General features: G+C 71.1%; 12 protein-coding genes. 5 read left to right on the top strand and 7 right to left on the bottom strand.

The features are described 5' to 3' along the window. Window positions 1–73: 73 nt before the first annotated feature. Window positions 74–2,122, bottom strand: a complete 2,049-nt coding sequence (locus AB0O48_RS32260) for a TIGR03960 family B12-binding radical SAM protein (RefSeq protein WP_357244169.1) — start codon at window positions 2,120–2,122, stop codon at window positions 74–76. A gap of 789 nt (window positions 2,123–2,911) precedes the next feature. On the opposite strand from AB0O48_RS32260, the gene AB0O48_RS32255 reads away from it, so the two are divergent. Continuing rightward, window positions 2,912–3,613: a hypothetical protein gene (locus tag AB0O48_RS32255; RefSeq protein WP_365069707.1), complete on the top strand. Its 702-nt coding sequence runs from the start codon at window positions 2,912–2,914 to the stop codon at window positions 3,611–3,613. A gap of 77 nt (window positions 3,614–3,690) precedes the next feature. Here the strand turns inward: AB0O48_RS32255 and AB0O48_RS32250 are convergent, their stop codons facing one another. Both AB0O48_RS32250 and ileS read right to left on the bottom strand, forming a co-directional pair. Further along, window positions 3,691–4,380: a lysophospholipid acyltransferase family protein gene (locus AB0O48_RS32250; RefSeq protein ID WP_357244162.1), complete on the bottom strand. Its 690-nt coding sequence runs from the start codon at window positions 4,378–4,380 to the stop codon at window positions 3,691–3,693. A 104-nt stretch (window positions 4,381–4,484) separates the two neighbouring features. Further along, window positions 4,485–7,631, bottom strand: a complete 3,147-nt coding sequence (gene ileS / locus AB0O48_RS32245) for an isoleucine--tRNA ligase (RefSeq protein ID WP_365069705.1) — start codon at window positions 7,629–7,631, stop codon at window positions 4,485–4,487. A gap of 500 nt (window positions 7,632–8,131) precedes the next feature. Between ileS and AB0O48_RS32240 the strand changes: the two genes are divergently transcribed. Continuing rightward, entirely contained in the window at window positions 8,132–8,572 is a 441-nt protein-coding gene (locus AB0O48_RS32240; protein WP_357244157.1) for a carboxymuconolactone decarboxylase family protein, read from the top strand. After that, on the top strand, window positions 8,569–9,444 hold the full coding sequence (sigJ, locus tag AB0O48_RS32235; protein ID WP_365069702.1) for an RNA polymerase sigma factor SigJ: 876 nt from the start codon (window positions 8,569–8,571) through the stop codon (window positions 9,442–9,444). The genes AB0O48_RS32240 and sigJ overlap by 4 nt, the downstream gene beginning before the upstream one ends. A gap of 93 nt (window positions 9,445–9,537) precedes the next feature. Here the strand turns inward: sigJ and ndk are convergent, their stop codons facing one another. Next, the gene (gene ndk / locus AB0O48_RS32230; RefSeq protein WP_357244151.1) at window positions 9,538–9,963 is read right to left on the bottom strand and encodes a nucleoside-diphosphate kinase; all 426 of its coding nucleotides are present in this window, start codon (window positions 9,961–9,963) and stop codon (window positions 9,538–9,540) included. Between the two features lie 141 nt (window positions 9,964–10,104). Between ndk and AB0O48_RS32225 the strand changes: the two genes are divergently transcribed. Next, window positions 10,105–11,556 (top strand): VOC family protein, encoded by a 1,452-nt coding sequence (locus AB0O48_RS32225; protein WP_365069699.1) that lies wholly within the window; start codon window positions 10,105–10,107, stop codon window positions 11,554–11,556. A 24-nt stretch (window positions 11,557–11,580) separates the two neighbouring features. On the opposite strand, the gene AB0O48_RS32220 is transcribed toward AB0O48_RS32225, so the two are convergent. Genes AB0O48_RS32220 through AB0O48_RS32210 form a run of 3 tightly spaced genes read right to left on the bottom strand, consistent with a single transcriptional unit; the run spans window position 11,581 to window position 15,976 of the window. After that, a complete protein-coding gene (locus AB0O48_RS32220; protein WP_365069697.1) occupies window positions 11,581–12,030 on the bottom strand; it encodes a DUF4233 domain-containing protein in 450 nt (149 codons plus the stop codon). After that, complete coding sequence (locus tag AB0O48_RS32215; RefSeq protein WP_365069695.1) at window positions 12,027–13,361, bottom strand: folylpolyglutamate synthase/dihydrofolate synthase family protein; 1,335 nt, start codon at window positions 13,359–13,361, stop codon at window positions 12,027–12,029. The genes AB0O48_RS32220 and AB0O48_RS32215 overlap by 4 nt, the downstream gene beginning before the upstream one ends. Continuing rightward, window positions 13,358–15,976, bottom strand: a complete 2,619-nt coding sequence (locus AB0O48_RS32210; protein ID WP_357244139.1) for a valine--tRNA ligase — start codon at window positions 15,974–15,976, stop codon at window positions 13,358–13,360. Before AB0O48_RS32210 ends, AB0O48_RS32215 begins: the two co-directional genes overlap by 4 nt. Window positions 15,977–16,045: 69 nt before the next feature. On the opposite strand from AB0O48_RS32210, the gene AB0O48_RS32205 reads away from it, so the two are divergent. Continuing rightward, complete coding sequence (locus AB0O48_RS32205; RefSeq protein ID WP_357244136.1) at window positions 16,046–16,732, top strand: hypothetical protein; 687 nt, start codon at window positions 16,046–16,048, stop codon at window positions 16,730–16,732. The last annotated feature ends 130 nt before the right edge of the window (window positions 16,733–16,862 follow it).

Here is a 16,862-nt window from a genome sequence, read left to right as displayed (position 1 = left end):
GGCCCGGCGGGTGTGGTGTCGACTGTGGAGGCTAGCGGTCACCGCCGCCGGGTGCTGCCCCGGCGGCGGGCGGTCAGGCCGGGTGGTCGGCGGCCGGGACCTTCATTCCGTTGCCGCCCAGCGGCGTGAGTGGCAGCAGCTTCTTGCCGGTCGGGCCGATCTGGATCTCGGTGTCCATCGATGGGCAGACGCCGCAGTCGAAGCAGGGCGTCCACCGGCAGTCGTCCTGTTCGAACTCGCTCACCGAGTCCTGCCAGTCCTGCCAGAGCCAGTCCTTGTCCAGGCCCGAGTCAAGGTGGTCCCAGGGCAGGACCTCCAGCTCCTCGCGCTGCCGGGTGGTGTACCAGTCGAGGTCGACCCCGAACGCGGGCAGCGTCTCGGCCGCCGCGTCCACCCAGCGCTGGTAGGAGAAGTGCTCGCTCCACCCGTCGAACCGGCCGCCGTTCTCCCAGACCTTGCGGATCACCGAGCCGACCCGGCGGTCACCCCGGGAGAGCAGTCCCTCGATCAGCGACGGCTCACCGTCGTGGTACCGGTAGCCGATGGCGCGGCCCAGCGAGCGGTCCGAGTTGATGGCCTGCTTGAGGATCTTGAGCCGGTGGTCGATGACCTCCGGACGCTCCATCGAGGCCCACTGGAACGGGGTGTGCGGCTTCGGCACGAACCCACCGATGGAGACCGTGCAGCGGATGTCCTTGGAACCGGTGGCGGCCCGACCGGCCCGGATCACCTCGTGGGCCATCTCCGCGATCTCGAGGACGTCCTCGTCGGTCTCGGTGGGCAGGCCGCACATGAAGTAGAGCTTCACCTGCCGCCAGCCGTTGGTGTACGCGGTGACGACGGTACGGATCAGGTCTTCCTTCGTCACCATCTTGTTGATGACCTTGCGAATCCGCTCCGACCCGCCCTCCGGGGCGAAGGTCAGGCCGGTCCGCCGCCCGTTGCGGGACAACTCCTGCGCGAGGTCGATGTTGAAGGCGTCCACCCGGGTCGACGGCAGCGACAGCGAGACGTTCGTGCCCGCGTACTGCTCGGCGAGGCCCGAGCACATGTCACCGATCTCGGAGTGGTCGGCCGAGGAGAGCGACAGCAGGCCCACCTCGTTGAAGCCGGAGAACTCCAGGCCCTCGCGGACCATCTGCCCGACCGTGGTGATGGACCGCTCCCGCACCGGACGGGTGATCATGCCGGCCTGACAGAACCGGCAGCCCCGGGTGCAACCCCGGAAGATCTCCACCGCGTACCGCTCGTGCACCGTCTCGGCCAGCGGCACGAGGGGCTTCTTCGGGTACGGCCAGGCGTCCAGGTCCATCGTCGTGCGCTTGTGCACCCGGAACGGCACGTCCGCCCGGTTGGGCACGACACGCTGGATCCGCCCGTCCGGGAGGTAGTCGACGTCGTAGAAGCGCGGCACGTAGACGCTCTCGGTGCGCGCCAGCCGCAGCAGCAGCTCGTCGCGGCCCCCCGGGGAACCCTCGGCCTTCCACTCCCGCACGATCGCGGTGATCTCCAGCACCGCCTCCTCGCCGTCGCCGAGCACCGCGGCGTCGATGAAGTCGGCGATGGGCTCCGGGTTGAACGCCGCGTGGCCACCGGCCACGATCACCGGGTCGGCGTCGGTGCGGTCGGCGGCCAGCATCGGGATGCCGGCCAGGTCGATCGCGGTGAGCATGTTCGTGTAGCCCAGCTCGGTGGAGAAGGAGATGCCGAACACGTCGAAGTTACGCACCGACCGGTGCGCGTCGACGGTGAACTGCGGCACGCCGTGCGTGCGCATCAGCGTCTCCAGGTCCGGCCAGACCGCGTACGTCCGCTCGGCGAGGGTGTCGGGCAGCTCGTTGAGCACCTCGTAGAGGATCTGCACGCCCTGGTTGGGCAGGCCCACCTCGTACGCGTCGGGATACATCAACGCCCAGCGCACGGTCGCCGCGGCCCAGTCCTTGGTCACCGCACCCAACTCGCCCCCGACGTACTGGATGGGCTTGGAAACCTGGGGCAACAGCGGCTCGAGCTGGGACCAGACGGACGGCTCCAGGTCACGGCTCGGCGTCGGAGCCGCCGAGCTGGAGTCGTCGCGAGAGTTGGTCGCGGCCGCGCGCGGCGTCGTGGACGGGGCACTCATGATGCCCAAGGGTACGCGCCCACCCGGCGGTGGCGACGCGGTACTAACCTCGGACCGGCGCGAGAGGAGATTGCCGCCATGCCCGAGCCCCAGCCGGGAGCACGGCCGGCCGACGGGAGCACCCCGGGCGCGGAGCCGGACCGGGTTCCGGCGGCCGCCGATCAGCCGGCCTCCCCACCCGTACCGTCGGACCAGCCGAAACCGTCGGACCAACCGGACCCTCCGACGCAGCCGGAAGCGTCAGACCAGCCGGCACCGTCGGACCAACCGGACCCTCCGACGCAGCCGGAAGCGTCAGACCAACCGGAACCGTCGGACCAACCGGAACCGTCAGACCAACCGGCCCCTCCGACGCAGCCGGAAGCGTCGGACCAGCCGGCACCTCCGACGCAGCCCCAGTCTCCGGATCAGCCGGCAGCCTCGGGCCGGCCCGAGCCCGCCACCACCCCGGAGCCCCCCGCGCCCAGGTGGAGCGGCTCGGCGCCGGTGCCACCCCCGCTGCCACGCCGACCGGTCTGGGGCGAGTCGGCCGAGCCGACCCCGCTGCCACCCCTGCCCGTGGGACCGCCGGAGCACCAGACGCCTGTCGACCCGTGGGCCGGCGTGGACACCGGCGGCTGGGACCTGCCCTCCGCCGAACTGCCGTCGCTTACCCCGCTCCCCCCGACGATGCCGCATCCGACCCCGCCGGCGACGAAGCAGTGGCCCAGCCAGCCTGCTCGCTCGGTCGGGTCGCACCCGGTGTCTCCGGCCGCGGCCCCGAGGCCACCGCAGGCGACCGGACCCAGGATGCCGACCCGGCCGACGCCGCCGCCCACGCCACCGCCCAGCGCGCCGAAGCAGCGCCGGGGCAAGCGGTCCGCCGCGCCGCCCGTGGCGCCGCCGGCGGGGCCGCCGCCGGGCTGGCAGGCCCCCAAGGGGTACGTGCCGGTGCCGGTTCGCCGTCGTCGCCGCTGGCCCTGGTTGCTGCTGCTCACCCTGGCCTGCTGTTGCGGCTGCCCCGCCTACTACGGATTCCCGATCTCAGCCCAGTACCCGGTGCAGGCCGCGCTGCCCGCCCAGGTCGACGATCTGAAGCTGCGGCAGGACGGCCGCAGCGCGGAGGCCGCCCGACAGTTGGAGAAGGAGGTACGCGGGGAGCACCTGCTGGCCGAGGGCACCTTCGCCGGTGTCTACTCCACCTCGGGCGGCAAGCAGGTGACGGTCTTCGGCGGAACGGGTTTCCGGTGGAGCCCGGAGTCGGACGCGGAGGCCGAGATCAGCCGGCTCACCGAGCGGTACGCGCTGGACGCACCCGAGGTTGTGGACACCGGTGTGCGGGGCCGGCACGAGCGATGCGCGGTCGGCCGGTCCAACGGCGGTGACGTGGTGGTCTGCACCTCTGTCGATCACGGCAGCATCGCCACCGGAGTGTTCACCCGGCTGTCGGTCGCCGACAGCGCCGCCCTGTTGAACACCCTGCGGGCCCAGATCATCCAACCCAAGGCCTGAACGCGACCCACCCAGCGTTGAGCAGGAGGTCTCCCGCCCCACGAAGGCGGTGGACTTCCTGGTCAACCGGGTGGGGGTCAGGCCTCGCGGGTCGCGTCCGGGTGGGCGCGCGGCGGGGCGTAGCGGGGGACGTACTCCTGGCCGGTGAGCTTCTGGATCTCGCTCATCATCTCGTCGGTCATCTGCCGCAACGAGGTGCGGTCGGTCGGCCGCCCGGTCAGGTCGATCGGCTTGCCGAACCGAATGATGATCTCGGCGGCGCCGGGCCGGGGCACCCGGGCGCCGATCGGCTGCGCCTTGTCCGTGCCGATCATGCCGACCGGGATGATCGGCACGCCGGTCGAGGTCGCCAGCCGAACCGTGCCGGTCCGCCCCCGGTAGAGCCGGCCGTCCGGCGAGCGGGTGCCCTCCGGGTAGACCACCACCAGGTCACCGTTCTTGAGCACCGGGATCGCCGCGTCGAACGCGGACAGCGCGGCTCGACCGCCGCCCCGCTCCACCGGGATGGCACCCAGGCCGGTGAGGACGAACTTGGAGATCGCGCCCTTCACACCGGTGCCCTTGAAATACTCCGACTTCGCCCAGAACGCCAGGTGCCGGGGCACAACCGTGCCGAGGAACAGCTCGTCGGCCACGGACAGGTGGTTGCCGGCGAAGATCGCCCCGCCGCTCCTCGGCACGTTTTCCAGCCCCTCGACGGTCGGGCGGAACGCCAACCGCAGCGTGGGCCCCACGGCGAGCTTGCCGATGGTGTAGAGCAGGGGCACTGGTCCTCCGGCAGATCAGGTGCGAACAGGCGGTGTCACGGTAGCGGACGCCCGCACACCCCTCGGACGGAGGTGGCGCGGCGCCCGCTACCTGACGATCGTCGCTAGACCCGGCGGACGGAGACCGTCACCCGGTCGCCCTCGCCGACCTCACCGGCGAAGCCGTCGATGCCCTCGGCGAAGTCCACCGAGTCGGCCAGCACCTCCCCGGACACGAAGTCCAGGTATCCGGTCACCGCCGCGCGCACCTGCTCGGAGGCCGACACCGACACCACGATCCGGTCCGACACATCGAGGTCGGCGTCCCGGCGAGCCTGCTGCACCACCCGCACCACGTCGCGGGCCAGCCCCTCGGCCGCCAACTCCGGGGTGACCTCGGTGTCCAGCACCACCACACCCTCACCGCCGGGCAGCGGCGCGGAGTTCTCCGCATCGGCGGCGACCAGTCGCAGCTCGTACTCGCCCTCGGCGAGGGTGACGCCGGCGGCCACCGGGGCGCCGTCGACCAGCTCCCAGTCGCCCGCCTTGACCGCCTTGATCACCTGCTGCACCTGCTTGCCGACCCGCGGACCGAGCGCCCGGGGCACCACCGTCAACACCTGCTCGCAGTACGCGGACAGCTCGGCGCTGAACTCGACGGCCTTCACGTTGACCTCGTCGGTGACCAGGTCGGCGAACGGACGCAACTGCTCCGCCGCCGGGGAGGCCACGGTCAGCTTGGACAGCGGCAGCCGTACCCGCAGACCCTTGGCCTTGCGCAGCGACAGCGCCGCCGAGGCGACCGCCCGGGTGGCGTCCATCGCGGCGACCAGGTCGTGATCGGCCGGGAAGTCCGTCGCCTCCGGCCAGTCGGTCAGGTGCACCGACCGCTCCCCGGTCAGGCCTCGCCAGATCTCCTCCGCGGTCAACGGCGCGAGCGGCGCCACCACCCGGCAGAGCGTCTCCAGCACCGTCCAGAGCGTGTCGAACGCGTTGACGTCACCGGACCAGAACCGATCCCGGGAGCGGCGCACGTACCAGTTGGTCAGGGCGTCCAGGTAGGACCGGACGGTGGCGCAGGCGCCGGAGATGTCGTACGCGTCCATCTGCGCGCCGACCGTGGCCACCAGCTCGTTGGTCTTCGCCAGGATGTACCTGTCGAGCAGGTGCGTCGAGTCGGTGCGACGACTCGCCTGGTGCCCGTCGGCGTTGGCGTAGAGCGTGAAGAAGTACCAGACGTTCCACAGCGGCAGCAGCACCTGCCGGACGGCGTCGCGGATGCCCGCCTCGGTGACCGCCATGTCCCCACCGCGCAGCACCGGCGAGGACATCAGCATCCACCGCATCGCGTCCGAGCCGTACGCGTCGAAGACGTGGTAGACGTCCGGATAGTTGCGCAGGCTCTTGGACATCTTGCGCCCGTCCGAGCCGAGCAGGATGCCGTGGCTCAGGCAGTTGCGGAACGCCGGCCGGTCGAACAGCGCGGTGGCCAGCACGTGCATGGTGTAGAACCAGCCGCGGGTCTGCCCGATGTACTCGACGATGAAGTCGCCCGGGTAGTGGTGCTCGAACCAGTCCGCGTTCTCGAACGGGTAGTGCACCTGGGCGAACGGCATCGACCCGGACTCGAACCAGCAGTCCAGCACCTCCGGCACCCGGCGCATCATCGACTGTCCGGTCGGGTCGTCCGGGTTGGGGCGGACCAGGTCGTCCACCGCCGGCCGGTGCAGGTCGGTCAGGCGTACGCCGAAGTCCCGCTCGATGTCGGCCAGCGAGCCGTAGACGTCCAGGCGCGGGTAGTTCGGGTCGTCGGACTTCCACGCCGGGATCGGCGAACCCCAGAACCGGTTCCGGCTGATCGACCAGTCCCGGGCGTTGGCCAGCCACTTGCCGAACGAGCCGTCCTTGATGTGCCCGGGCGTCCAGTTGATCTCCTGGTTCAGCTCGACCATCCGGTCCCGGAACTGCGTCACCGCCACGAACCAGGAGGACACCGCCTTGTAGACAAGCGGGGTGTCGCAGCGCCAGCAGTGCGGGTACGAGTGGGTGTAGGTGTCCTGCCGGAGCACCACCCCCCGCTCCTTCAGCTCCCGGATCACCGGCTTGTTGACGTCGAAGACCTGCTCACCCTGGTACGGCGGGACCAGCGCGGTGAACCGGGTGTGGTCGTCGACGGTGACGATGGTGGGGATGCCGGCGGCGTTGCAGACGTTCTGGTCGTCCTCACCGAAGGCGGGGGCGAGGTGCACGATCCCGGTGCCGTCCTCGGTGGTGACGAACTCCGCGCCGAGCACCTGGTACGCGTTGTCGCCGGCCTGCTCGACGAGGAAGTCGAACAGCGGCGTGTAGCGGCGTCCGACCAGGTCCCGGCCGTACACCGTGCCGACCTGCTCGAAGCCGTCCAGTTCCTTGGCGTACGCGGCCAGCCGCGCCGCGCCGACGACGTACCGCTCCCCGTCGCGTTCCAGCACCGCGTACTCGATGTCCGGGCCGACGGCGAGCGCCAGGTTCGACGGCAGGGTCCACGGCGTGGTGGTCCAGACGCCCAGCCGGACCGGCCCGCGCACCAGCTCCGGCGCGGACTCGTCAGCGGTCAGCCCGAACCACACCGTCAGCGTCGGGTCGTGCCGGTCCCGGTAGACGTCGTCCATCCGGGTCTCGGTGTTCGACAGCGGCGTCTCGCAGCGCCAGCAGTACGCCAGCACCCGGAAGCCCTCGTAGATCAGACCCTTGTCGTGCAGGGTCTTGAAGGCCCACATGACGCTTTCCATGTAGTCCAGGTCGAGGGTCTTGTAGTCGTTCGTGAAGTCGACCCAGCGGGCCTGCCGGTTGATGTACCGCTCCCAGTCCTGGGTGAACTCCAGCACCGAGGTGCGGCAGGCCTCGTTGAACCGGGCCACGCCCAGGTCGATGATCTCCGCCTTGCTGGTGATGCCGAGCTGCTTCTCGGCCACCACCTCGGCGGGCAGGCCGTGGCAGTCCCAGCCGAAGCGCCGCTCCACGTGCCGTCCGCGCATGGTCTGGTAGCGCGGCACCACGTCCTTGACGTACCCGGTGAACAGGTGGCCGTAGTGCGGCAGACCGTTGGCGAACGGCGGGCCGTCGTAGAAGACGTACTCGTTCTTGCCGTCGTCGCCGGCCGGGCGGGCCTCGACGCTGGCCTCGAAGGTCTGGTCGGCCGTCCAGTGCTCCAGCACCCGGCGCTCGACCGCGGGCAGGTCCGGGCTCGCCGGGACTCCGGCGGCGGTCGGGTCGTGCAACGGATAGGCCATCGGGGGTCGCTCTCCTCATGCAGCTCACTCAACGTGGGTCTGCGAGGACGAACCGTCCCAGGGGTACGCCTCGACGGCGCTCCCGGGTGATCCGCGGTACCACCCCGCTTGGCGGTCACGATCGACCGCCCGCTCATTGACCGGCTGTGACGGGCCGCACCCGTCCGGTTCTACTGGGCCGGTGACCCGGCCGTTCTTCCGGAGGCTCACCGGTGATAGCCGGATCATCGCCAGTCCCAACGATACAAGACCCACCCACCACCACACCGCCGACCAATCCACCCCACCCCCGACCCACCCGCCCCCAGCCCGACCCCAGCCCGTTGATCATGAGGTTATTGCTGGCTGCCCCGGCGTGTCGTGACGATAACCCCATGATCAACGGGCTGGGGAGTGAGGTGGGGTTGGTGGGTGGCATGACTGGGGTCACAGGTTTGGCTGTCACGGTGCGACCTCTCCCATCCGTCGTGTCGGTGTCCAACCGATCAGGGGAGGTAGTCATGCAGCGGATGAATCCCGGCGCGGTGGCGCCGAAGGCGTACCAGGCGGTCATGGGGCTGGAGAAGTACGTCCAGTCGAACGTCGACCAGACGGTGCTTGAGCTGGTGAAACTGCGCGCGTCGATGATCAACGGATGCGCGTACTGCGTCGACATGCACAGCCAGGACGCGCTCGCCAAGGGTGAGTCGAGCCGGCGGCTGTTCGCGGTGGCCACCTGGCGGGAGTCGCCGTTCTTCGACGAGCGGGAGCGGGCCGCGCTGGACCTCACCGACGCGGTCACCCGGCTCGGTGAGCACGGCGTGCCGGACGAGGTGTGGGACGCCGCCGCGAAGGTCTGGTCGGAGAAGGAACTGGCCGACCTCGTCGTCGCGATTGCCACAATCAACGTGTGGAATCGGATCGGAGTGACCATGCGGTTGGAGCCTCCGGCCCACGCATGACCACTGAGGCAACAGACGCGGCCGGTGCGCTCCAGGCGCACCGGCCGATGCTGCTCGGGCTCGCGTACCGGCTGCTCGGCAGCCGACACGACGCGGAGGACGTGCTCCAGGAGGCGTACCTGCGCTGGCACGGCGTGGACCGGTCGGCGGTCGAGGAGCCCCGCCGGTACCTGTCCCGGGTGGTCACCCGGCTGGCCCTGGACCGGTTGCGGGCCCGGCAGGCGGCCCGCGAGACGTACGTCGGCACCTGGCTGCCCGAGCCCGTGCCGACCGCGCCCTCGCCGTTCGGACCGTTGGACCGCGCGGAGTTGCGCGACTCGCTCTCCACCGCGTTGTTGCACGTCCTGGAGCGGCTCACCCCGCCGGAGCGTGCGGTGTACGTCCTGCACACCGCCTTCGACCTGCCGTACGCCGAGATCGCCGAGATCCTGGAGCGGACCCCGGAGGACTGCCGCCAACTCCACCACCGGGCGACCAGCCGGGTCCATCAGGAGCAGCGGCGCTTCACCGCGAGCCGGGCCGAACGGGAACGGTTGCTGGACGCGTTCCTCGCCGCCGCCCGCGACGGTGACCTGGCGACGCTCACCGGCCTGGTCGCGGCGGACGCCACGGCCTGGAACGACGGCGGTGGTCGGGTCCGGGCAGCCCGCAACCCGGTCACCGGCGCGGACCGGATCGCCCGGTTCTACGCCGGGATCTACGGCCCGGGCCGTCCCATGACCGTGCATCCGATCGAACTGAACGGGGAACCCGCCGTGTTGATCATGCGCGCGGACGGCAGTCGATACACGCTCACCATCGCCGCGGCCGACGGGCGGATCACCGGGATCTACGTGGTCGGCAACCCGACGAAAGTGCCGCCGGTCGACTGAACCCTCCGGTGCCGTCGGCCGGTCCGGACCGCAGAGCCGGCCCGGACCGCAGAGCCGGCCCGGACCGCGCAGCGTCAGCCCAACTCGGGAGCGTCAGCCCAGCTCGGGGAACCAGAGCGCGATCTCGCGCTTGGCGCTGTCCGTCGAGTCGGAGGCGTGCACCAGGTTTTCCCGGTTGGACAGCGACAGGTCGCCCCGGATGGTGCCGGCGGCGGCCTTGCGTCCGTCGGTGGCGCCGACCAGCCCGCGGACCACGTCGATGACCTGGTCGCCGGAGAGCACGAGCGCGACAAGTGGACCGCTGGTCATGAAGTCCTTCAGCGGCGGGTAGAACGCCTTGTCCACGTGCTCGGCGTAGTGCTCGTCGGCGAGCGTCGCGTCCATCGTCCGGTGCACCATCGCGTCGATTCGCAGCCCCTTGCGCTCGAAGCGGGAGAGGACCTCGCCGACCAGGCCGCGGCGGACCGCGTCGGGCTTGATCAGAACGAGGCTGCGCTCATCCGGGCTGTTGCTGGACACGCTGGGTTCCTCCTGTGCACGCTGGACGCCTGGGATCGGTACGGTCAGCGTAGCGACCCGGTCCCGGCGCCGGCGCGGCGGCCGGCCTTTCGCCCGGTGGCCGATCCGGCCTAGCCTGGCCCTGACCCCGGGAGGTCCACTGTGGCGAATGGCGGGAACCGACCCATCGCGCCGGTACGCAAGCTGGTCGGCGTGGTGCTGGGCACCGTGGCCACCTTCGTCGTCGTCTTCGGGCTGGGCATGCCCAGTTGGGCCATCGTGGCTCTCGGGGTCGCCCTGCTGGTGCTGGCGATCGCGCTGGCGACCGTACGCGGTGGTGGGCGCACCTGGGTGGTCGGTGTCGGGCACGTGCACAGCGCTTCCGAACCACCCACCCAGTACGCGTTCGGCCGCTGCGAACTGCAACTGGTGCTCGACGCGCCCGGTCTGCCGCCCCGGTCCAAGAAGATCATCGAGCCGAGGGTGCCGGTCTCCAAGTGGCCGTCGCTGGGCCAGACCCTGCCGATCCGGGTCGCGTTGGACGACCAGCGGCACGTGAAGGTCCTCTGGGACGAGGTGCCGACCCACGCCGAGACCGCCGCCGCCGTCGCCGACCTCCCGCCGGAGTTCGCCGACGCCGACGCGATGGACGAGGGGCTGATCCAGCAGGATGCCCCGCCGTGGGCCGATCGTGGGCCGGACGACGATTTCCGGGAAGATTTCCGCGACCCGCTCGGCGACCCCTACCGTGACCCGCTCGGCCCCGACCCGGTGCGCGCCGATCACCTGCGTACCGACCCCCTGCGCGACGACCCGCTGCGCGACGACCCGGGCGTCGTGCCCGAGGAGCGCGAGCCCGTGGTGATGCACCAGAGCCCGGGCGGCCCGGTGGTGTTGGAAGGCGTCCTCGTCGAGCAGCAGGCCAAGGGTGGACTGCCCCGGCGGGCCACCCCGGCACCACGCCCGCCCGCCGAGGAGCGCTTCGACGAGCGGTACGACCTGCCGGAGGACGACCGGGCAACCCCGCCCGCCGGAGACGCCTTCGACCCGCCGGCCCAGCGCGTCGACCCGCCGCCCGCCCAGCGGTCCGGGCCGGGCGCGACCGACCCACTGGACCCCCTCGACCTCCCGCTCGACGACCCCTCCCCCGCCGGGGCGGGACGCGAGACGGTCACCGACGAGGAGTTGGACCAGGCGATCTTCGGGTTCGAATCGGGCGCGACCGCCGATCCGGGCGCGCCGATCAGCGGGGTCGGTCTCACCCTGCTGGTGACCGACCTGTCCCGGTCGCTCGACTTCTACCGCGACGTGCTCGGCTTCACCGAGGTCGACCGGGGCCCCGGCAACGCCGTACTCGCCTCCGGCACGACCCGGCTCGTCCTGCGCGAGGTGACCGGCGCGGCGCCCATCAGCCGCCGCCTGGTGCACGTCAACCTTGAGGTCAACGACATCGAAGCGGCGTACGAACGGTTACGCGGGTCGGGCGTCCGATTCACGTACGCGCCCCGGGTGGTCAACCGGGGCTCGAAGCTGGAGGTGTGGGCGGCGGCGTTCCGCGACCCGGACGGCCACGGCATCGCGCTCACCCAGTGGCGCGAACGCGCCGAGGCCTGACCCGGCCCGCCGACCGGTCCGGCGTCAGCCGAGGATGACCCGGCGGACGTGCAGCGCGTACGCCCAGACCAGGGCGAAGATGATGCCCAGGGCGAGCAGCGACCAGTGCAGCAGACCGCCCAGCATCAGCAGGCCCTGGAGCACCGTGCCGGCGTGCCATGCCCAGGGGCGGCGCATCATGCCGGCGACCACGATGGCGGCCACCGCAAGTGCCACCACGGCACCGATGGCGGCGCCACTGAGATCACCGCCGACCACACGGATCGGCTGGATGGCGAGCAGCAGCACCAGCGCCTCCAGGCTGAGCGTGCCGGCCCCGAGGCCGCGTACCGCCCGCTCCGGGTTGCGCAACCCGGAGCGTCGCGGCTGCCCGGCGACGCGCTCCTCCGGCACGGACTGATCGGCCGGCGAGCCGGCCGCGCCCTGGTCAGCCGGGTCATCGGTGGCGGAGGGGTCCCGCTGCGGCTCGGTCATCGCTTCAGCAGCCGACGAGCATCGGCGACCGTCACCACCGAGCCGGTGACCAGCACCCCGACCCCGCTGAGTTCGCCGGGGACGTCCTCCTCGGCCAGCGCCACCGCCAGCTCGATGGCGTCCGGCATCTCCTCGGCCAAGTCCACCCGCTCCTCGCCGAAGATCTCGGCGGCCAGCGCGGCGAGTGCCTCGGTCGGCATCGCCCGGGGGGAGCTGTTACGGGTGACCACCACCTGGTCGACCACCGGCTCCAGCAACTCCAGCATGGCCTCCGCGTCCTTGTCGGCGAGTACGCCGACGACCGCCACCAGCTTGCTGAACGCGAACTCCTCCTGGAGCGCGGTGACGGTGGCCTTCATGCCGTGCGGGTTGTGCGCGCCGTCGAGCAGGATCGTCGGCGCGTTACGGACCCGCTCCAACCGACCCGGCGAACTGGTCGAGGCGAAGCCCTCCCGGACCGTCTCGACGTCCAGCTGACGTCGAGCCCCGGCGCCCAGGAACGCTTCCACCGCCGCGAGAGCCACCGCGGCGTTCTGCGCCTGGTGGGCGCCGTGCAGCGGGATGAACACGTCGTCGTAGACGCCGCCCAGGCCCTGCAGGCTGAGGACCTGACCGCCGACCGCGACCGCCCGACCCAGTACGCCGAACTCGGCGCCCTCCCGGGCGATGGTGGCCCCGACCTCGGCGCTGCGATCGAGGAGGGGACCGGTGGCCTCCTCCTCCTGTGCCGCGGCGATCACCGTGGCGCCCGGGTGGATGATGCCGGCCTTGGCCAGCGCGATGTCCTGAAGGGTGTCACCCAACCACTCGGTGTGGTCCAGCCCGATCGGGGTGATCACACAGACCCCGGCCTGGATGACGTTCGTCGCGTCCTCCGCGCCGCCGAGGCCCACCTCGACCACCGCGATGTCGACAGGCGCGTCGGCGAACGTGGCGAACGCCAACGCGGTCGTCATGTCGAAGTACGTCAGCGGCTCGTCCGACCGCGCGTCCACCAGCTCGGCCAGCGGTTTGATCTCCCGGTACACGGCCGCGAACCGTTCCTCGCTCACCGGCTCCCCGTCCAGGCTGATCCGCTCCCGGACGGTCTCCAGGTGCGGGCTGGTGTACCGCCCGGTGTGCAGCCCGTGCGCCCGCAACAGCGAGTCGATCATCCGTGCGGTGGAGGTCTTGCCGTTGGTGCCGGTCAGGTGGATCGCCGGGTACGCCCGCTGGGGGCTGCCCAGCAGGTCCAGCAGCGACTCGATCCGGCCCAGCTCGAAGACCATGCGGGTGAAACCACGGGCGTTGAGCTCGGCCTCGACGGCGGCGAATTCGGTACGGTCGGTCACGAGGAAAGCGTCTCCAGAGCAGCGTCGATCCGGACCAGGTCGGCCTCGGCGGTGGCGAGCCGGTCGCGGATCTTGGCGACCACCGGCTCGGGGGCCTTACCGATGAAGGCCGGGTTGTCGAGCTTCGCCCGAGCCTGCGCGACCTCCTTCTCCGCGGCCGCGCGGTCCTTCGTCAGCCGGGCCCGCTCGGCGGCCACGTCGATCGACCCCCGGGTGTCCAACGCGACACCGACCGCGCCGGGCATGGCCAGCGTGGCGCTGGCCTGGAAATCGTCTCCGGCCGGGTCCAGTCGGACCAGGGAGCGGATCAGCGGCTCGTGGGCGTCGATGCCCGCCCCGGCCAGCCCGTCCAACCGGGCGGCCACCCGCTGGGTCGGGCGCAGCCCCTGATCGGAGCGGAACCGCCTGATCTCGGTGACCACGCGCTGCACACCTGCCAGCTCGGCCTCGGCGGCGTCGTCGACGAGCGACCGGTCGGCCACCGGCCAGGCGGCGGTCTGCACCGTCTCGCCACCGGTCAGCGCGAGCCACAGCTCCTCGGTCACGAACGGGATGACCGGGTGCAGCAGCCGCAGCAGCTGGTCCAGCACGTGCCCGAGGACCCGACGGCTGGTCTCGGCCCGCTCACCGCCCTCGGCGAGCACCGGCTTGCTCAGCTCCACGTACCAGTCGCAGACGTCGTCCCAGGCGAAGTGGTAGAGCAGGTCACACACCTTGGCGAACTCGTACGCCTCGAACTGCTCGTCGACCTCGGCGGTGACGTGCGCCAGCCGGGACAGGATCCACCTGTCGACGGTGGAGAGCCGCTCGGCGGGCGGCAGGTCACCCGTGGTGTGCGCACCGTTCATCAGGGCGAAGCGGGTGGCGTTCCACAACTTGTTGCAGAAGTTGCGCGAGCCCTGGCACCACTCCTCGCTGACCGGCACGTCCTGCCCGGGGTTGGCGCCCCGGGCCAGGGTGAACCGGGTGGCGTCGGCACCGAACCGGTCGATCCAGTCCAGCGGGTCGACGACGTTGCCGAACGACTTCGACATCTTCTTGCCGTGCTCGTCGCGGACCATGCCGTGCAGGGCCACCACGTCGAACGGCTGCTTGCCGTCCATCGCGTACAGGCCGAACATCATCATCCGGGCGACCCAGAAGAACAGGATGTCGTAGCCGGTGACCAGGACGCTTGTCGGATAGAACTTGGCCAGGTCAGGGGTCTGCTCCGGCCAGCCGAGCGTGGAGAACGGCCAGAGCGCGCTGGAGAACCAGGTGTCCAGCACGTCCTCGTCCTGCCGCCAGCCGTCGCCGGTCGGCGGCTGCTCGTCCGGGCCGACGCAGACGATCTCGCCCTGCGGGCCGTACCAGACCGGGATCCGGTGCCCCCACCACAGCTGGCGGGAGATGCACCAGTCATGCATGTTGTCGACCCAGGCGAAGTAGCGCTTGGACAGCTCGGCGGGCTCGATGCGGACGCGACCGTCGCGCACGGCGTCGCCGGCGGCCTGGGCCAGCGGTCCGGTGTTGACGAACCACTGCAACGACAGCCGCGGCTCGACTGTCGTCTTGCACCGCGAGCAGTGCCCGACCGCGTGCACGTACGGCCGCTTCTCCGCGACGATCCGACCCTGCTCGCGCAACGCCGCCACGATCGCGGGCCGCGCCTCGAACCGGTCCAGCCCCTCGAACGGGCCGGGCACGGTGATCACGCCACGCTCGTCCATGACCGTGATCGCGGGCAGGTCGTGCCGCTGGCCGATCTCGAAGTCGTTCGGGTCGTGCGCCGGGGTCACCTTGACCATGCCGGTGCCGAACGACGGGTCGACGTGCGCGTCGGCGACGATCGGGATGCGCCGGCCGGTCAGCGGCAGCTCGACCTCGGTGCCGATCAGGTGCTGGTAACGCTCGTCGTCCGGGTGGACCGCCACCGCCGTGTCGCCCAGCATCGTCTCAGCCCGGGTGGTGGCCACCACGACCTCGTCGCTGTAGCGGATCGAGATCAGCTCACCGTCGTCGTCGGTGTGCTCGACCTCGATGTCGGAGAGCGCGGTCAGACACCGCGGGCACCAGTTGATGATCCGGTTGGCCCGGTAGATGAGACCCTCGTCGAAGAGCTTCTTGAAGATCGTCTGGACGGCCCGGGTCAGCCCCTCGTCCATGGTGAAGCGCTCACGGTCCCAGTCGACGGAGTCGCCGAGGCGCCGCATCTGCCCCAGGATCGCCCCGCCGGACTCGGCCTTCCACTGCCAGACCCGCTCGACGAACTTCTCCCGGCCGAGGTCGTGCCGGGACAGGCCCTCGGCGGCGAGCTGACGCTCCACCAGGTTCTGGGTGGCGATGCCGGCGTGGTCCATGCCCGGCAGCCACAGCGCCTCGAAGCCCTGCATCCGCTTGCGCCGCGTCAACGCGTCCATCAGCGTGTGCTCGAACGCGTGGCCCATGTGCAGTGAGCCGGTCACGTTCGGCGGTGGGATGACGATGGCGAACGGGGGCTTGTCACTGTCGGCGGAGGCCCGGAAGTGCCCGGCGGCTACCCACTGCTCATACCGTCGCTGCTCTACCTCGCCGGGCTGGTACTGGCCGGCAAGGGTCGGGGCGTCGGGGCGTCGGGCATCCAGTCTCTCGGTCACCTGACAAGTCTACGGAGGGCTTCCGCGGACCTGACGTGCGCCACCTGTGGTTCGCGTACGGTGTCGGCTATGTCCGACGCACATCTCACCGAGCGGTCGCTCGACGGCGGTCGCGAGCCGGTCGAGCTGACCGAAGAGCCGATCCAGCTGAGCACCCGCGACTCCGGGGGCGACCCCGACGAACGCCCCAGCGGCTGGTCGAGACGGCGCAAGATCGCTTGGACGGTCGCGCTGGTGGTCGGCCTGGCGGGCGCCGGGGTGCTGGGTGCCGCCGGGTGGCGGGTGGCGCAGCAGAAGGACACCGAGCTCACCTCGCCTCCGCAGATTGCCGGCCTGAGCCGGGACGACAGCGAACGAGCGAAGAGCACGGCCGACTACCTGCGCAGCGGCCTGGCGGCGGACATCGAGTTGGACCGCAGCTTCGGCACGGTCTACCGCGACCCGGCCGACGAGAAGCGCTCCGTGCTCATCTTCGGCGGCACCACCCTGCTCTGGCAGCCCGAGCGGGACCTGGAGAGCCTGTTCCGCCTCATGTCCGACGAGACAGGTGCGGTGACCGGCCTCCGCGAGATGCCCGCCGGCGACCTGGGCGGCGTGCTGAAGTGCGGTAGCACCAGCGGCGAGGGTGGCGACTTCGCGGTGTGCGGGTGGGCCGACCACGGCAGCGTGGTCATGGCGATGTTCCCGGGCCGGTCGGTCAGCGACGCCGGTGGCCTGCTGCGCAACCTCCGCGCCGGCATGCAGTCCCGCAACTGACCCCACCCGACCGGCGCCCCCGCCCAGACCACCGCCCGGCCGCAGGCCGCAGGGTCGCGCAACATCCTGGTTGTAGTGGGGTCAGCACGTCGGGGACAGCACCAGATTCTGGTTCGAGCGTGACCTTGCC

The organism is Micromonospora sp. NPDC085948, from assembly GCF_040686315.1.
Classification (GTDB): Bacteria; Actinomycetota; Actinomycetes; order Mycobacteriales; family Micromonosporaceae; genus Micromonospora.
This window is presented reverse-complemented; position numbering and strand designations above follow the sequence as displayed.